The sequence below is a fragment of the Bdellovibrionales bacterium genome (assembly GCA_016716765.1).
GTDB lineage: Bacteria > Bdellovibrionota > Bdellovibrionia > Bdellovibrionales > UBA1609 > JADJVA01.
On sequence record JADJVA010000009.1, the window covers coordinates 22,709 to 39,471 of the forward strand.

General features: G+C 42.2%; 11 protein-coding genes. 6 read left to right on the top strand and 5 right to left on the bottom strand.

Going from position 1 to position 16,763, the window contains the following annotated elements; all coding sequences use genetic code 11:
- Positions 1 to 35 precede the first annotated feature (35 nt).
- A complete protein-coding gene (locus tag IPL83_06580) occupies positions 36 to 2,417 on the bottom strand; it encodes a hypothetical protein (protein ID MBK9038808.1) in 2,382 nt (793 codons plus the stop codon).
- Between the two features lie 175 nt (positions 2,418 to 2,592).
- Between IPL83_06580 and IPL83_06585 the strand changes: the two genes are divergently transcribed.
- Positions 2,593 to 3,633, top strand: a complete 1,041-nt coding sequence (locus IPL83_06585) for a hypothetical protein (GenBank protein ID MBK9038809.1) — start codon at positions 2,593 to 2,595, stop codon at positions 3,631 to 3,633.
- 52 nt (positions 3,634 to 3,685) lie between these two features.
- On the top strand, positions 3,686 to 4,945 hold the full coding sequence (locus IPL83_06590; GenBank protein MBK9038810.1) for a hypothetical protein: 1,260 nt from the start codon (positions 3,686 to 3,688) through the stop codon (positions 4,943 to 4,945).
- A gap of 19 nt (positions 4,946 to 4,964) precedes the next feature.
- On the opposite strand, the gene IPL83_06595 is transcribed toward IPL83_06590, so the two are convergent.
- A complete protein-coding gene (locus IPL83_06595) occupies positions 4,965 to 6,209 on the bottom strand; it encodes a hypothetical protein (protein ID MBK9038811.1) in 1,245 nt (414 codons plus the stop codon).
- 220 nt (positions 6,210 to 6,429) lie between these two features.
- On the bottom strand, positions 6,430 to 7,509 hold the full coding sequence (locus IPL83_06600; GenBank protein MBK9038812.1) for a hypothetical protein: 1,080 nt from the start codon (positions 7,507 to 7,509) through the stop codon (positions 6,430 to 6,432).
- Positions 7,510 to 7,913: 404 nt separating this feature from the next.
- On the opposite strand from IPL83_06600, the gene IPL83_06605 reads away from it, so the two are divergent.
- Positions 7,914 to 9,611 carry a hypothetical protein gene (locus IPL83_06605; protein ID MBK9038813.1) on the top strand — a complete coding sequence of 566 codons (1,698 nt, stop codon included), beginning with the start codon at positions 7,914 to 7,916 and terminating at the stop codon, positions 9,609 to 9,611.
- Positions 9,601 to 11,574, top strand: a complete 1,974-nt coding sequence (locus IPL83_06610; protein MBK9038814.1) for a hypothetical protein — start codon at positions 9,601 to 9,603, stop codon at positions 11,572 to 11,574. Before IPL83_06605 ends, IPL83_06610 begins: the two co-directional genes overlap by 11 nt.
- Positions 11,575 to 11,577: 3 nt before the next feature.
- Here IPL83_06610 and IPL83_06615 read toward each other — a convergent pair whose 3' ends face one another.
- Positions 11,578 to 12,288 (bottom strand): RNA pseudouridine synthase, encoded by a 711-nt coding sequence (locus IPL83_06615; GenBank protein MBK9038815.1) that lies wholly within the window; start codon positions 12,286 to 12,288, stop codon positions 11,578 to 11,580.
- 91 nt (positions 12,289 to 12,379) lie between these two features.
- Positions 12,380 to 12,883 (bottom strand): hypothetical protein, encoded by a 504-nt coding sequence (locus IPL83_06620; GenBank protein MBK9038816.1) that lies wholly within the window; start codon positions 12,881 to 12,883, stop codon positions 12,380 to 12,382.
- A 408-nt stretch (positions 12,884 to 13,291) separates the two neighbouring features.
- On the opposite strand from IPL83_06620, the gene IPL83_06625 reads away from it, so the two are divergent.
- A complete protein-coding gene (locus IPL83_06625) occupies positions 13,292 to 13,891 on the top strand; it encodes a hypothetical protein (protein ID MBK9038817.1) in 600 nt (199 codons plus the stop codon).
- Between the two features lie 406 nt (positions 13,892 to 14,297).
- Positions 14,298 to 16,730: a beta-galactosidase gene (locus IPL83_06630; GenBank protein ID MBK9038818.1), complete on the top strand. Its 2,433-nt coding sequence runs from the start codon at positions 14,298 to 14,300 to the stop codon at positions 16,728 to 16,730.
- The last annotated feature ends 33 nt before the right edge of the window (positions 16,731 to 16,763 follow it).

A 16,763-nucleotide genomic window follows, 5' to 3' on the forward strand; every position in this document is an offset into this window, starting at 1 on the left:
CTCCAAAAGTATCGCCTGTTACGATCGAGGAGATTTTAATCATTTTTGAGATCAACAAATCGATTGTCACCGGTAATCGCAATTTGAGTCTTTCCTTTTGTGATGAGAGTGTTAGCAACTTCAAACTTCAAACTGGTGGCGCGTGCGGGACAGGGATTCTCAAACCTAAGCTTCATAGGAGCCATGAATGAGTCGTTTTTTGGAATAGACTCTGCGTTGCCGATTTTGCTGAGCAATGGTATTTGGTACGTTCCCAATTTTCCGCAGGAAATTTGCAGTTTTGAGTCAATCCATTGAACAGATACGGGACCCAACGAATTATTTCCAAGATTTAAAGGGGCCCCAAAAAACTCAACAGTTCCATACTTGTTGTTTGCGAAATCGAGAACTACGCCTACTCGGCAAAAGCCAGGATTTACATTTTCACAAAGGCTCCAGATAAGTAAGTATTTATTTTTTGAGAGTTGTATCGTGGAATTGACATTTACCCCTGACTGAGTAGCCCGATCATTTTCAATTAGAAATTGATCCATATGATCTAACCGAGGAGATCTTGCTCGGTTGTGAAAATTTCGAATTGAGCTGCTAGCACTCAGTAAGCGATAGGGAACTAGAACAACACCGAAATTAAAAATGGGATCGTCCAATGTAATTTCATTTGAGAAAATATCCCTCTTGAGCTCAAATGGAAGATTCTGTTCAGCAATCCACTTGAAAATGTCATCTTTGTTATCTTTAAACCCTGGTCGCTCTCTAAAAAAAAGATATCCCGAAGGAACATTCATGGCCTTTAGAGAAGAAGGGTCTACCGAGATTTTATCAGTAGATTTACATATTTCAGAAAAATCAACAGTTTCTTTAATTCGCATTGTTGCGAGCCTTTCCAAAATGTCATCTGATGTCCATCCTGTCCTTTGCTTGATAGCTGCACATGCCCAGCGAATTGCCCTTGCCGATGTATGGGCGTAAATCCGCTTCTCTGCATTGAGTGGCACGGGGCCCTCTAACTCCAAATACGTAGCACGTTCAAGGCTGAAAGCGGACAATCCGAAAGCCGCAGTTATGCTGACCAGATAAATGGCTCGGATACCGGCTGTCGTGTTTGAGAGGCGCCCTCTCAAAACAAATAGGACCAGAACTGAGAAGATGCCAATCACAAGAAGTATCATCATTTCTTTCTCAATGAGAGAGGACTCTCCAAATACCAAGCTTATTAAAGCAATCCATCCCGCAAAAACAGAGAGCTCGCCTCCCTTTGAAGTTTCTTTGAAAAAAAGTTTAAAGAGGGCTGCGCAGAAACAGCCAACAAAGATGACCATAAATAAATGCATGTGAAGGAGATATCGATTCATATACGGATAGGTGCAAAAAATTGATCCAGTACCGATGAGAAAAATGAGGCCGAGAATAAGGAATCTTGTCTGCGTTTGAAGAACGAGATGCTTTTGAAATCTTTTGTAATTAAGCCCTATACTAACGAAACCAACTACGGCCGTCGAAATACTGAACAGAAAAAAGAAATTTGAGGTACCAAAGGTCGTCCATACGCCCTTTAGAAAATTGTATATAAAATCCGTCACTGTTGGTGAGGGTACATAGAGATTAGCGTGCCCTAGAAATCTTTCGTAAACTGTCGTAATAGAATTAATTTGAGAATTTGTAAGGGACCAAATCAAAAAAGGTCCCATTGGCATTATAAAGATGAGAATTCCGGCGAAAAAGCTGAGAGGCTTGAGGCGCGGCAGCCTAAAGAATGGACCAAATAACTGAATAAAAATTGCAAGAGCCATATGAAAGGAGATACTAAAGTGAATCTGGCATCCGAGAGAGCATATAAGACAAAATAGGTACCAGTATGTTGATCGCTTGGAAGGCTTTCGATTGACCCAGACAAGGAATGCCAAGAGCACACAAAGAACGCTGAAAAGCTGCTGATAAGAGGCATTCCAATCTGGAATAGAATTTCTCCTGACCGAAGTAGAATTTAGATAAAGTAGCCAAGACCAAAAACCTGCAAGATTTCCCCAAAAATGTCTGGCGACATACCAAATCACATATCCGGCAAGAGCGGCCATCGTAAGTCGAATGAGCGTGAGGGTCCACCACCCGCCCCCAAGTTCGATAGGAATTGAAGCAAGAATATAGTAGAGGGGGCCAGGAATATATCCACCATAGGTAAATTCGGGTCCATGAAGTACTGGGTTATTCCACCATTCAGCGGCTCTATGAATATCTCGTGCCTGATAAAATGTTGGTACAGTCATGTCTTGTAAGCTAAGAAAAAAAATCAATGAGGTCAGTAGCACAAAGACACCGTATAGTATGTGGATGTGGTCCGCCTCTTTTAAATAATAAAAAAGCGTGATGGCTCGGGTGACGTATGAACGGCTAGGCAGGTAGTCTTTACCGCGAGTCATTTTCGTATGTCCTTTGCGTTTGTAGCTGGTGGCTCAATCAAATCTCAGGCAATGTCATAGATCAAACGAAATGTGGAACATTGACTCGGTGGTTTGAAGAAGGTGAAATCTAAAACTCAGTGACTTGACGGTTTGAGCCGATTGAGGTCTCATTGTCACGAAAGGAAGAATCAGTATGATCAATGTGGCAGCCTATATTCTATTTTGTTTGATAAACGTGCAGAGCAGCTATGCTTTGGATAGATTGTCTTCGTCCAACGAGGAGGCATTTGGTCCTTGGGGGATGGCTTTTTTTGAGGAAGTGAAGGGATTTGTTTCTCCCTTGCCAATGATCCTTGAGCAGAGAGGGCCATCAAAGGCGGGGTTTACCTTGCTCGCCACTGGAGCAGAGATTAGGGCTTTTGAGGAAACTGTTAGAATGATGAAACATCTTCGTGATATTGACAGGCTGCCTATTCACGGCCTTTGGATCGAAAACCAACACATTAGGTTTTCTCCATCAGAAGTTCAGCCGCTTGTTGCGTTGGCCAATGAAGCCGGATTTCATACAATTGTGAGAATTCCTGATGAATCTAGGGTATCCATTCAGGGTTATCTGGGAATAGGAGCAAAGGGACTCGTTGTTCCAATGATTGAATCTCCCAAGCAAATCAAAGAGGCATTTGACAATGTTTATTACGGAGGGTGGAGAGAAATTGGCCTTGAGCCCGACTCAAGAAACCTAAGGGCGAATACGGTAGATGATTATGCTGCCGTTGATAGAGAAAAAATTTTAGCCTTTATGATTGAGAGCGTTGCCGGAGTGGCTCAGATTGAATCGCTTGCGCGAGAAGCTGCTAAGCTAGCAGATCAATATGGAGTGGATAAGAGTCATATTGTTTTTTGGCTTGGGCCGTTTGACGCAAAAAAAAATCACCAAAGGCTCAAAAAAGCTTCTTCTCACGAGACAGAAAAGTGGTGGAAGGCATCTGTGCAAAAGATTTCAAAGGAAGCCTCATCCAAGGGAATCTCAATGGGTGGCAATGTCTATACCCTAGAGGAGGGAATTTCAATGATGACGGAACAGCAGTTTCGAATATTTTCCATTTCTGGCATGACTGGATCTTTCGGAAACCCAAGGGTGCCCTCAACTGGACGATTTTTTATAACCAAGCTAAATACGATTCTTTCCGACTATACAGAGCCAAATATTACTTCTTCGATCACTGGTAAGTAGAGAAGATCCACAATTATCTAGGGAGCGAATCATTTGAGTCGCGATATAAAATATGAAGTATTTATGGGCAACGCTTAATTTTTTGGCCGCCATTTTTGTCGTTTTAATCATCGTAGAATTTGGTTCTGCCTTTTGGTTTTTTGTGGCATCTCAAAACCAGGGTGGTAAAAGATCAATCAACCATCGCACTCCATTGCTTGACATAAGCGACCAAAATCACATTTCTAGGTTTAGGAAATCTGAACTTCACCGAAGGCGAATGGATTATTTTGTTCCAGATCCATTTTTGGGGATTCGCTTTCAGGCTAACGGAGAAGTCTTTGCGGTTGTGCCTGACGACCAGGGCGAAGCTGTCTATTCTTCACATGGTCTTTTGACCGACAAGTATGGTCTGATTTCAAATTCAAGTGACATAGCTGAAAGAGAATATAATTTGGCCGAAATTATATCTGATCCCTCTATTTATCGGATAATTGTTTCAGGATCATCGTCATCTGCTTGGGGGGCTTCCGACAATGCGAGTGCTTGGCCGTCACACCTGAATCGGTTACTAAATGAAGATATAAAATTGCTAAAGAGTCTCGGTTATTCGCGAACCTTTGTTTTCAATACGGGGACCTTTTCCCATACCGTGTCTCAGGAAATATTAAGATTAAGTACGGAGACGAGCTATTGGCGGCCCAATATGGTTATTTCCTTTAACGGTCCTGCGCAGTCTGAACTGGAGTACACGGGAAATGCATTTGATTTTTCAATTCACTGGGCTCTGAAGCGACTGATCTCTCGGTCAAAGATTGACACCATTTTTATGCCTCTAAACGTTCTTCCTTACACATCGATTTTTTTGACAAATCTGATAAGGGGCCCACAAGCTGATATTGTCGGGTATCGCCAGCAGGGATATCCAGTCAGATCTTACAATCAGCTTTATATGTCCAAAATTAGGCAAATGGAGGCTGTTTCAAAGTCTGCCGGCGCTGAGTTTTTGTGGATTCTAGCTCCAATCATGGGAATTTGTCCGGAGGAAAATCTTTTGCCAAGTGAATCTGTCACAAGGGAATTTTTTGAGAAAAAGGTTTGGAAGGTCGATTGGGAGAAATATTTGTCTCAATCAAAAGAGGCCTACGCATCCTTAAGTAGTGAAATCAAAAATGACGATAGTGCTGGAGGCTTTCTTGATTTTACCTGTCTATTTATAGGCCACAAATCACAGGTCTACGCAGATCCAAGACATTTTGCTGACGAGGGCCATAGAATTGTCGCCGAAAAAATATACAAAACCATCAAAGAAAGGGTGAGTTTAAAGCCCTGAAACAAGGCAGCCCTTCTGTCTACTTTTTTACTGTTACTTTTGACTGCACTTTTGTTCCAGAAATCGAGGAAAGTTCACATTCGAGCCTCAGGACACGATCATTTTTAACCAGGTCAATTATTGACCATTCAAGCAATACTGGTGCTTTTAGCTGCGGAGAATAAGCAGATTTGAAAATTCTGATAACCTTGCTTTTGTTGATAACAACAGCTTGAGTATCTACCAAGGTTTGACTGCCAAACTTTGGAACAAATTGCTTTCGCGATGGCCTGACTATCAATGTTGAATCAAGGGTAATATTTTCTTTTTTATTTTCAAAAACGTCAATTGATCCGTGAAAAATCGTGGGAGGAATTCCTATTGAAAAAGTTGGTAAGCGATCAAATTTAAATTTAAATGTTCTGTCCTCCATATTTTTACCTCCGCCTGTCTTTTTTTCTCCCAATCCGAAATAGAACATCCAAATGGGTCCGGTTGAAACATTCTCACCAACCATTGAAGTGAATTTGGCGGTCACGTTTTCGTTCTTTTTATCCATGATCTCCAATTCCATGGCTGGCGTTGCTTCTTTTTTGCATATATATTTTAGTTTTGTACCCGCGTCGGGCAATTGGAAAGTGTGACTATTTGAAGTGGCGATATCTTTGTCGTTCTTAAACCCTTTGAGCAAGCAATCCTCACCCCCGAGAAAGGTATTTTTGGGCCCGACAGCTTGCTTTTTCAAATGTATCCGGTAGGGTTCAGAGTAGCTCATTTTCAATTTTAGTTCCCCTCCCTTTCCATCAATGTTTTTGATGGTTGTTTCGATGGGAATTGCAAAGCCTTGTCCAAGTGCTGAACTCATTTTTTCCTTTGCCATTATCTTTACAGTGGTTTGTGCATCAAATGAATGTGGCGAGTCAGAAAATGTCAGAATCCCGCTGTATTCTCCCGCTTTCAATGAGGCAACCTGCGCCAGATTGCCACTCTTGATGGAGCTTAATCTTGGTACATCACCTGCCCGGCTAAGAGAAGGAATGCCAGCAATATACCCCCAATCTGAAAACAGTCCGCCATCGATATAATCTTGGGGGTTTGTTGAGGCCCACTCCAAAAACATGATCTCATCTTCGGTCGTGCGATAAAAACCGAGAGCTAACTCTTTGGTCTGGGGACCCTTGCAGGAGTAGACAGCAGAAGTTCCGCTCGCAGGAAAACCAGGCCCTGCTAAGACGTAATGAGAGAAAAATACCGAAATTAAGAAAGAAAATACATACCGCAACATCTCGGCTGTCCTTTTTGAGTGTTTATCATCAGAAATGGCAATCATCCATCGGTATGGTAACCAATATTGGAGAGGGAATGCCAGATCTTTTTGGTGGGGATGCAGCACGTGAACACGCGTCTAAAAACCAGACCTTTGACGCGCTGAAAAAATCAGGCCGGTGCCTTAGCTTTCAATGCGGGTTCTGCAGGTTTCTGGCAGGTCTAAAAAGGGAAAAATTCTAGGTGCCGCACATTTTTCTATTTGGATCCCCGAGGTCCAGTCGAATTTGCTTTTGACCCGATTTAAGTAAGATAACAGGGATGTAGTTCAGAATTCGGCCCTCATGGTCCAAGCGAAAACGTCCAAAAAGAGTATCAAACTCTGGGGAATTATTCGGAGTCAGAGGTCTCCAGTCCGAATTTAAGACCTGTAGACCAACTTCCAAAGTTGAAAATAAATAGGCAGAATGAAAGTCTGGATCCAATTTGGTCGACCTCCTAAAATCTGCAGAGAAGGCACAATTTTGATTGGATTTCTCATATGAGACATTTGGATGCCAGAACATGACTCTCGCGGTGTGAGGCCAAATTGCCGTGGGGTCCGAAGGACCGTATGGAATAATTTTGAGCGCTGACATAAAGTGTTTCATTTTTTCCATGTTCTTCATCTTCTGACGAATCGGTGTCCAGATGACTATCCAGTCATTAACGGAAAAGACATCCTGTCCAAGCTCAGAACGTCGTTTCAATTCATCGAGGCTCACCCATTGGATAAGTGGGCCCTCGCCCATTTCGGAGGAAATCAATCGATTAAGTTCTGCCCGGGCTTCCAATAGATATTTGAGTGTGAAGTCAAAAAGGACCACCACTCTTTTCGGACCTGATTCGGTTACCAGTAATCTCTTAAAGACCGTTCGGAGATAGTCCCTAGACCTTGGAAAGACCGATACAGTGGGAAATTTTTTATCGAACTCGGGCGAAGCAGTCACGCAATTGAGATAAAAAGAAGATTTTCTTCTGCGAAGGACGGCAATATCAGAAAAGTATTCTTCTAGGAGATCTGAGCTACATGGTGCAAGCGTCATCGATTCACTATTGATCTTGCTCTTAATTTGACCAAGCGATCCCGCAATTTCCACCTCATTTTTTCGTGTCTTTGACCAAAATTCAAATGATGCGTTTATAAGGAGCTTCTTCTGCTTAGAACTGAAATCCTCAATTTTGTCAGAAACTTCCGTGGAAATTGCAATTGGACAGTACAAGATGAGTTCTAAAAATAATACTAACGAAAGGAGTTTGACTATTTGCAGCCGTGCCATTAATAGCAGGTCCTCATACAAGTCGAACAATGTTCATCGAGATTAAACTTCTATTTAAAATCAAACACAACCCAAATGATCGAGCTTAGTCACGCCCAGGTAGTTGCGCTCATTAGTTACATACAGCGATCAATTGAATTGAATAGGTTTAAATTTGCCCGACTTTCTACTCATTCTTCATTTGGGTACGTATGTAAGCACGCCGAGTTAAACCGATGTCATGGGATTATGTGACGAGGGGCGAGTTTCCTCGGAGGAGCGATTGTTTCAATCTGATACGAAGGGCGACATTGACTTGTGCTTGAGGGATTAATTGCCATTTGGCAGCCTGGGGATCCATCTCCAGCAGGCTTTTCCATTTTTCTGCTTATATAGAAGACGGAGGAGATGTATGATTTTTATAGATGAAGATTTCTCTAAATCGGGTCCTTGTATATTTGTCGGTGTCACTAACTGTTTTAGGTGGGGTCATTTCCTTTCAATTTTGCAGCGATGTAAAATTGCATAGAATAGATAAGGCAAGCGTTCGCACTCAAGGAATTGGTGAAATTTGTTTAAAAGGTCCCTCCAATCTTGAGAATCCTCAGAGAATTATTTTTTTTTTAGATCAATCTGAAAGCATGCAGGGAATTGATCCGGCAAGTGCAAATCCACTCACGAAGGCCAAAAGGGTCGATGCGCTTCGTGAATTAATTGATTTCTATAAAGCTGAAGATAACTTTTATATCAGTTTCGGCTTTGTAATGGATCGAACCGCAGGATTCTTGAGTCATACGGAAGGTTTGAATGGAGTAGGGGGGCAAGCATGTCCCACCCAGCTGTTTTACCATCCCCGAAATCAGGATGACTATGTAAAAATACAGACCATATTGGATAACCAAGACATTTTAAGCCAAAGAGCATCCGGTGGGACTTCCTTTTCAGATTTTTTAGTCGGCGCAAAAGACTGCATTTCTGCGGATATGGCCATTCATCCTGACTCTTCTTACAATGTTGTTTTGGTAACAGACGGACAAGACAACTACTCGTCTATGGATACCTTAAGAACTCTGGTTCAGCAACTCATCACTTTGGGGAAAGTTTCAGGTCAAAAGCTAAGCCAGGCGAATCTTTTCTTCTACCTGATCAATAAGGATCCAGATGTCATTTCCTATATGGTGTCTCTTTTAAATGAAGCTCGAAATATAGGAGGCTATTTAAGCGAAGTCTATCCCTACATTGAAGATGATCTTTCTAAATTGAATTATTTGGAAATGAGGATCTTCAATCGAAAGAAGTATCGCATTCAGAGATTTTTTGCCACAAATATGAATGCGGCAGTTTCTGATCTTGACGGATTCATTATGGCTGATTCGGACGGAGATGGCTTGGCAGACGAGGACGAATTAAATCCTCCGTACGGAAGGCTTGCCACAAGTCCTCGTCATTTTAGCACCCAATTCTCGGTAAAGTCTCAGGATTTGAAATCTCAATGCTCAGACAAGGTTTTTGTTAAATATGGATTTTGTCCGGGATCTTGCTTTTCAGGGGAGGCCTTAGCAGATACGGATAGTGACGGTGTTAGCAATTGTGATGAATCTTCAGAATACCACACGGAAAAAGCAAACCTTGAATCTGATGGCGATGGGATTTTTGATGGACTTGAAGTGAGAATTGGATCCAGCCCATCAGAAAAGGATGATACGGCTGATGCCAGTGGAGATGGGATCGATAACTATCACAAAGCACTCTCTCAAATCAGTTCCAAATTCAACAACAGAGGTGTGAAACACAGATATCTAACGAGAACTGAATTTAATTTCACAAGAGAATTGCAAAATATGAACTGCTATCATCTGTCGGTTAGCGATTTGCCTCTTTTTAACACAGCTGCAGTTTTGGGGAATGATACGACTTCGAATACTCTGACCGAACTTAGGCATGACTCCGGTGGTAATGCCATTAAATTTCTTATCTATATGGTTCCTGAAAATGAGCCAAATTCTAATCCCGAGATTCTAGTTTCGCGCAAACCCCTCTTGTTATACTATCAAGACTTTGGAGAATACGTGCGAAGCTTTACGTCTCTTTCGGAGAGGGATTTTAGACTTTATGAAAAATAGATTTTTTTTGAAGTTTGGCCATCAACAATGGTTACGAAGTTCTAAGAGCTTAGCTTTTAAGCTTTCGTTGAGTATTGCTTCTCTGAGTCTTACCCTTCTTGTCTTTTATAATGCTTGTTCTGAACAGAAGAACGCACCGAAGAGCAATGGCTCCAGGACTGTTGTTGGTCAATCTTTGCAAAAAACAAAGGGAATCAACGTCGGGGAGTCAAGGGACATCTGGGCCGCTAATTTTGTAGCCTTGGGAGCTGAGGGTGATGCCACTTATTTTAATATCTACAAATTGGCATTAAATGTTGAAAAGGGTTTTCCAATAAAGACGTGGAGGCTAAAAACTCCTAGTTTTATGAATAGTGTAAGCGGGTCGAGGACCTTTGTGAGTGAATGGGGCTTGCTAGTGGCTCGTTCAGGTACGGCATCGCGTCCTGATATTGGAGAGCATCCAGATAACGAAGTAACACTTTATTTGATTCCCTCGGATAGTACATTCGATCTCGTTCGAGACCAATCGAGTGGTATCAGAGCCATATTCACAACGGGACCTCGGGTAGATAGTGATTATGCACCGCTTTACCGAGATGAATCGGCTGATATCAAAGGAGTGAAAAATGCTCAACAATGGGGCAGGGCCTCTACTCTCTCCTATAAGGTTACAGTTGATGGGCGGGATTACAAATATATTGGCGTTATTTGGCGGTTAAATCGAACAACTCCCACTCTGCGATTGGAAAGATTCTTATGGAATGAAACTCAAAGAACATTTGTTCGCGTGCGTCCCTATGAGTTTACACCCCAGGAAGATAACGTGGCTATGGCCGGAGTCGGAGTTTATACGGGCGCATTAAATCCTTGTGATCCTCATTTGAAAGTGAATAATATCTGTATTCCAGCATATTATGGAACTCCCTTTGGAGCTGTTTTTGGAGTCAAACTCAATGGCGATGTCCCATCTGTCCAGTACAACGATAGTCAGAAGGGTCCTGTCTTTAATGCGGATTCCTATCGATATTTGCCGCCCAACGTAAGCCCGCGATTTCAATCTACCTCCCATCCCTCAGCAGGAGGAGGAAGATTTGGAAGTATCAACGGAGGTGTTTATTCAGGCGCGGTGGATACAAGTTCAGAAGAGGGTGATCAGGGTGCTGGGTCTTTAATAATTACAAGCCAAAGCAGTTTGAGGAGAGATGAGTGTTGCAGCACCCATGTCGCCTTTGATAGCATGAACGACTTGGTTTTTTCGACATTTCGAGAAAGTGTGCTGTCTCAGCCGCCTGGAACTCCTCCTACCACCGGAAGAAGTATTGTATCTGTCTTTAGGAAGGAGTGCTTTTTTAAGACAGCGGATTGCGGGCCTGATACCAATGGGTCGATTGCTTCAAAAAAGGACCGATTTCGAATTTACGAAGACGTCGGGGCCAGTTTAGGGCCGATTTCCGATCTGGGAAATGGTTGTTTAGCTGCTCTTGACTTAAATCGACCCCTTGAAGGGCTCAAGCAGTTTAGTGGCGTATATCGTATCTGCATCAATGATCCAAAAGATTTGTCAAAGGGTGTGGGTTCCCTGAAAATCGCTGATTTGCAGGGGAACGCTTATATGTATAATGATTTTACAGCTGCCACCCTGTATGATCTTCCGATCATATCACATTTTGACTTCTGGGCTGAGAGTCAACTTCAGGAAGTTAAGAATGTTAAGTTTTACTGGGAACCAAAGCAGGCCTACCCAGTCGAAATGTTTGGCCTCAGGGTGTCTTACCGATGTTATGCAAACGGAACGGTCGTGACTGATAATCTTCCGGCATTCCAGCCCATCTCAAGCGAAAATATCCCAAAGGCATTTGAAGAATCCACGCCATTGGAGGCATGTGGAGGTCCTGAAATTAATCAGGTAGATTTAAAACTCGAAAGAATAGGTCGTCAAAGATATACGCGCTTTCAGATGATAAAATTGTCGTCTGATTGATTTTTAGAAAAGAAACTTATCAAAATCTGCGGGGGCAGGGCATTCAATTGTTTGCCCTTTTATTTTAAGGAAAGAACAATGTAAAAACATTCGTCTCGTTTGATACCGATCCTGAATCATGCGATTGTATTTTAAATCGCCATACCGAGAATCGCCGATCAAGGGATGTTTAGCTAAGGCCGTGTGTTTTCGGATTTGATGTTGTCTCCCAGTAATCAAAACAAATTTACAGAGAGAAAAATAACGATTAAATTTCAGAACTTGGAATTTAGTCTCACAGGAAACCCTATCCCTCACGATGCCCTCAGGATTCCTACGACCCTCAGCTCTGTCCGTGAGCGGGCTGTTCCAAACACCCTCGCAAACAGAGAGTTGGCCTCGGATAATACCAGTATAGATCTTTTCTACCCTTCTTCCTTGAAATTCATCAGCTAAATCTCTCGCGCAATCTTTGTTTAAGGCGATAAGCTGGATTCCACTTGTTTCTTTGTCGAGTCGGTGGACAGGAAATAGAAGAGAAATGCCCATTTCAGTTTCAATTGTTGACAACAAGTTGTCTGTGTCTTCGCAATTATGAACAGATTTTCCAGCACTTTTGTTTACGGCAAGAAAATCATTATTTTTAAATAGAATTTGTACGTTGCTCATAAGGAACAATAAATGCCGCAAATATTTGAATTTGGCAACAAGGGCCGCATTTGACATTTGAGTCAAGAGAACGGCCCTCTCATCTAACCTATCGTTTTGCCCACATTATTATTAGCTAGGAACCGGGCATAAAGGGTAACTGTAACTAAGAAAAAAATTACTTGCAGTCCGGCACATCAAAGGACTTCTTAAATAACAGCTTCTTTGAAGCGGCGTTACCGACGTCGCCTAAGACAGGTATTTCAAAGTGAAGAGACTGCTTGAAGGTCTTCTTTTCCCAGTTAATGCACTCGCCAAGGCCTTTATCAGATCCCAAATCCTCCAGATCGGTACAAACTTCCGTTTCATAGCTCAAAGGTAACCTGATGAGTCTTTTTCCATATCTGACGCATTCCAATTCCTGCACATTTTCTTTGGTTGCAGTATGAGTGACATATGATTCACAATAACTGATAGGTTCAATAGTTCGAATAAAATTATCTTTTTTGCACGTGTTCAGGAATCCGTGGCTATGGGCATAATCGCCAAACCTAGCGATAGGATCGTTGACTGTAACATTAGGCGTACTAACTATTTCACTCCAGTCACTACTCGGGTTAATATAGTCAGCTTGCGCACCTGCGATTATAACGAAACTCATTAAAGTGATCAGCTTTTTCAAAACTCCTCCTCTTTGTTGGTAGTTGAAAGACTAATTCATAAAGAACGTCTATTTGTGGGACGCACTCGGTTGTTGAGTCAATCAGACGGTCAAGTATTTCAATGAAGAAATGAGGTCAAATAAAATTGAAATTTATAGAGAGAAAGATGGAATAAAGGATGAGTATTGAAATTATAATCCTTTCGTATCTGAATTGACGATGTAAAAAATGTATTTACAATATTTGATTAGACAGAAATTGGAATGGTAGGGATCTATCATGTTGATCGGTGAGACAGGCTTAGGCAAAGTCAGAGACTGTTTTCGTGAAATGTTCCATTTGGTATTTTTGCGGTCAGAATTTGAAATAAAATTGATATATTTTTTTAGTATAAGAGCGCCGCAGTTGAGAGAAGGGTTGGTTGAAAAATGATAAAGAGAGGCTCCCTGTTGGTTCGTCTTGTTTTGATGGTTTGGCTTGTTAGTTTGACTTCCTGCCGATGCAATAAACCCGTCATCCCAGAAAACCTACTCATAGAATTCTCGAATCAGGACCTATATGTTGAGGGATCTGATCAAACTTCGATTTTAGCGGGCTCTAATTTTACGACTCGATTTCATGGGTCGGATTCGAGGTTAAAGGTCATCCAAAATCATAACATCGACGAGGCAGAGGCTGAGAGCCGTGCACGAGATCGCATTTACTTCGTAACCTCGCTCTACAAGACTCAAGTATCACCGTATCCGGACCGTCTTTCGAATGTCATTTCTTGTGAGAGTCTTCCAGTGACAAATTCGCGCGAGATTGCTGGAGGTTGGATTAAGCGCGTCCAATTGTGGGCTAATGAGCGATATACATTTGGAAGTTGCGAGAAGGGTCAGCAAACGCAATTAGCCTTGGTGATGATGGTTTTTTGCAAGGAAAAGAGAGCCTATCTTGATTTGGAATACTTCGTGGGAGACAAGGATCATACCGATGCTAATTTGAGTCGGGCAAACGCCTTTGAGTCTTCAATAAAGTGTCGTTGATTGAACCTTGAGTTTGCTCGCTTTCATTTTAGCCAGGTCGGTTTAGCGAGGCTTGGTATTGTTGATCTGCAAAATTCGTCTCTTTAATCTGATCAGAATATTGAACTTAGCAGGCACAATTGATAATGCATAACGTTATTTCGGATAATCAAGATATAGCATTTTACTCTGCGTAAATTCGATGCGTTATAGTTTTTTTGGACCCTTTTCGATTGTCACCACTTGTTGTATTCGATTTCAGCGAATTATCGCTAGATTTGGTCTCTTTTGGCAGGCTTTTGCAACTAACAGCGATACAAATCAAAATCTAACCAAATTCTAAAATGGGAAATTAATGTCTTGATCCTCGCAGAGCATTATATTAACCAATAAAAGAGGGAAAAATTTCATACTAAGGGGGTAAAAGGTGCAAATAGTAGGCATCTTTTTGGGTATTGCATTGACTTTTTTTAATAATGGCGTTTTTGCCGATCAAAAAGTAGAAATCAAAAACAATCGACTTCATGTGGGTTCCAATCCGGAACCATTTCTGTTTGGAGCGGAACTTCAATATTTCAGGCTACGGGCCGGCCACGGTGCGAATATTCCGGCAGATAAAGTTTACCAATTGTGGGAGAGCGCTCTCGGACAAATGCGCAGGGCAGGAATGAATTCCTTGAGTTTTTATATCCCTTGGGATTTTCATGAGTATCGCGAGGGCAAATTTGACTTTAAAGGGACTGTGGACGAGGACCAAGATGGGAATCCAGACTATCCCTCTCGCAATGTTGTCTACTTCATAGAATTAGCTAGAAAATATGGATTCAATCGAATCATGGTTAGGCCGGGACCCTATATCAATGCTGAATGGGGATTTCTGGGTTTCGGTGCCATTCCATTGTGGTTTCATGAAAAATATCCTGATTCCCACATGCGGAATCCATTTGGTCGTCGCACAAAGCTTTATGATTACCACAATCAAGACCTCCTTCGACTGACGAAGAAGTGGTTTCAGGCCGTCTATGATCAGGTTCTTAAGGTGAACCTGGGCGATGACAGTCCGATTGTTTTTCTTCAGTTGGATAATGAAACAAATTTTATGTGGCAATCCATTTACAACCATGACTACAGTCAGGCATCGATGGATCGCTATCGAAAATACCTGGCAGATGAATATTTGGTGATTGGAAAAATTAACGAGATTCATGGCCGAAATTATCAGGATTGGAACGAGGTTTTCCCTCCTGTAAAGCCAGGAAATAATATTGCTGAAGATGCTGATTGGTACCGATTCAATGACTGGAGCATCTTTGCCTACTTAAAAGAAATTCGAAAGATGTGGGAGGCAATTGGGATTCATGAGCCACAGCTTCTCTTCACTCTTGCAGAGAGCTACAACGCAACCGAAAATGGACTTCTTCCGAATTTTAAACTGCGTTCTTGGCCTGGAAAAACAGGAATGATCACCGTCAATCTCTATCCTAAGACCTATGAATCGGGTCAACTATTAAATCTTCCGTTTAAGTCAGACATTGACGTTAAGTCTATGGTGCAAGCAAACAAGTTTTACGTAGGAAATCAAGAGTGGCTATTAGGACCTGAAATTCAAGGAGGCTGGTGGCGGGGAATTGGCGTTTCGGAAGCCGCTCGCACTCAAACCTATTTGACGACGATAGGCCATGGTCTTAAGGCACTCTATGTGTACTATTTTACCGAAGGCCAAAACTGGCAACATGATTGGGCCTATCACCAGATCCGGCCGATCTTTGACAGACTGTTGGCCGATCAGGGGTTTGAATGGGTACCATCCGGGCAGCTGCCAGATTCATTTTGGGAGGAATTGCAAAATCGTGTAGATGACAACATTCTCGTTGGATTTAATGCTAAGGGCATCATATTGGATGGCCCTAATGCCGGCGCAGATTTGTATTTCGATGCTCCACTGGATGCCGAAGCCAATCCTCGGCCGCACTTTCATATTTTGGAAGACATTGGTAAGAAAGTCGCCCAGCCATTTGGAGATTTTTTAGCTGGAGCCATCGAGGTGTCCGATAAGATCGGGTTGTTTAAAGATGTAAATTGTCATGCTCCCTCTCGAGCAGGCCAAAAGGACAATGTGCTATTGAATTCCGATTGGGCTGGAGGATTATTGGGCTTTTTGCTGCAAGCGGGATACAACCCGCTTGTTCTTCATGCTCATTTGCTAAATGAGAAGTCCTTGAAGGACCTAAAGATCATATTCCGTCAGGATTGCGGAGTGAGCAGTCATTTTTTGTCCTCGCAGCTTAAGAATTATGTCTCGCAAGGTGGCGTCCTTGTCAATTTTGCCGAACAAACTTTTCTTGACGAAATAAAAAGCCAGGCCCCGTTGCTTTGCGAGACCAAGGAATTTTCGGCTTTGAAGCTTCAATGGCAGGTTTGCACTCTGGGCAAGGGTTTCATCCTTCAAGTTAAAGATCCTTTTTACAGTCGAGTGAATTCTGACGACTACGCATCCCTAACCAAAATGATAGATTATCAACGATGGATGAAGGCTGAAATACCAGCTTCATGGCCAGATCCACGACTATCTATTGTCGGTGGTGGAGATAGAACGGTGGTTTTTGGTCGGATTTCGCCTTCAAAAAAGGGACTTTGGATTACCGTTAAAACTGGTCAAAAGGCAAAACAGGCTGTTGCATTTCGTATTAGCTCCGAAACATTAGCTGCTGCTGGCTTGGCTCATTCAAAGCTGACCGTTCACAACGTATTGAGCGGCGAAAAAATGAAACAACTCATCAATAAATCCGGAGATATTATCGTCAATATTGATCTTCAGTCTGAGGACAGTAAGGCCCTATTTGTCAGTCAAGAATTATAGAAGGGTAAATACAAATCAAATAACCGGGAGGGT

Bases quoted from the DNA above. Each gene is read 5' to 3' on its own strand.
- IPL83_06580 (MBK9038808.1), bottom strand. From the start codon at position 2,417: ATGACTCGCGGTAAAGACTACCTGCCTAGCCGTTCATACGTCACCCGA.
- IPL83_06590 (MBK9038810.1), top strand. From the start codon at position 3,686: ATGAAGTATTTATGGGCAACGCTTAATTTTTTGGCCGCCATTTTTGTC.
- IPL83_06585 (MBK9038809.1), top strand. From the start codon at position 2,593: ATGATCAATGTGGCAGCCTATATTCTATTTTGTTTGATAAACGTGCAG.
- IPL83_06595 (MBK9038811.1), bottom strand. From the start codon at position 6,209: ATGTTGCGGTATGTATTTTCTTTCTTAATTTCGGTATTTTTCTCTCAT.
- IPL83_06600 (MBK9038812.1), bottom strand. From the start codon at position 7,509: ATGGCACGGCTGCAAATAGTCAAACTCCTTTCGTTAGTATTATTTTTA.
- IPL83_06625 (MBK9038817.1), top strand. From the start codon at position 13,292: ATGATAAAGAGAGGCTCCCTGTTGGTTCGTCTTGTTTTGATGGTTTGG.
- IPL83_06605 (MBK9038813.1), top strand. From the start codon at position 7,914: ATGAAGATTTCTCTAAATCGGGTCCTTGTATATTTGTCGGTGTCACTA.
- IPL83_06610 (MBK9038814.1), top strand. From the start codon at position 9,601: ATGAAAAATAGATTTTTTTTGAAGTTTGGCCATCAACAATGGTTACGA.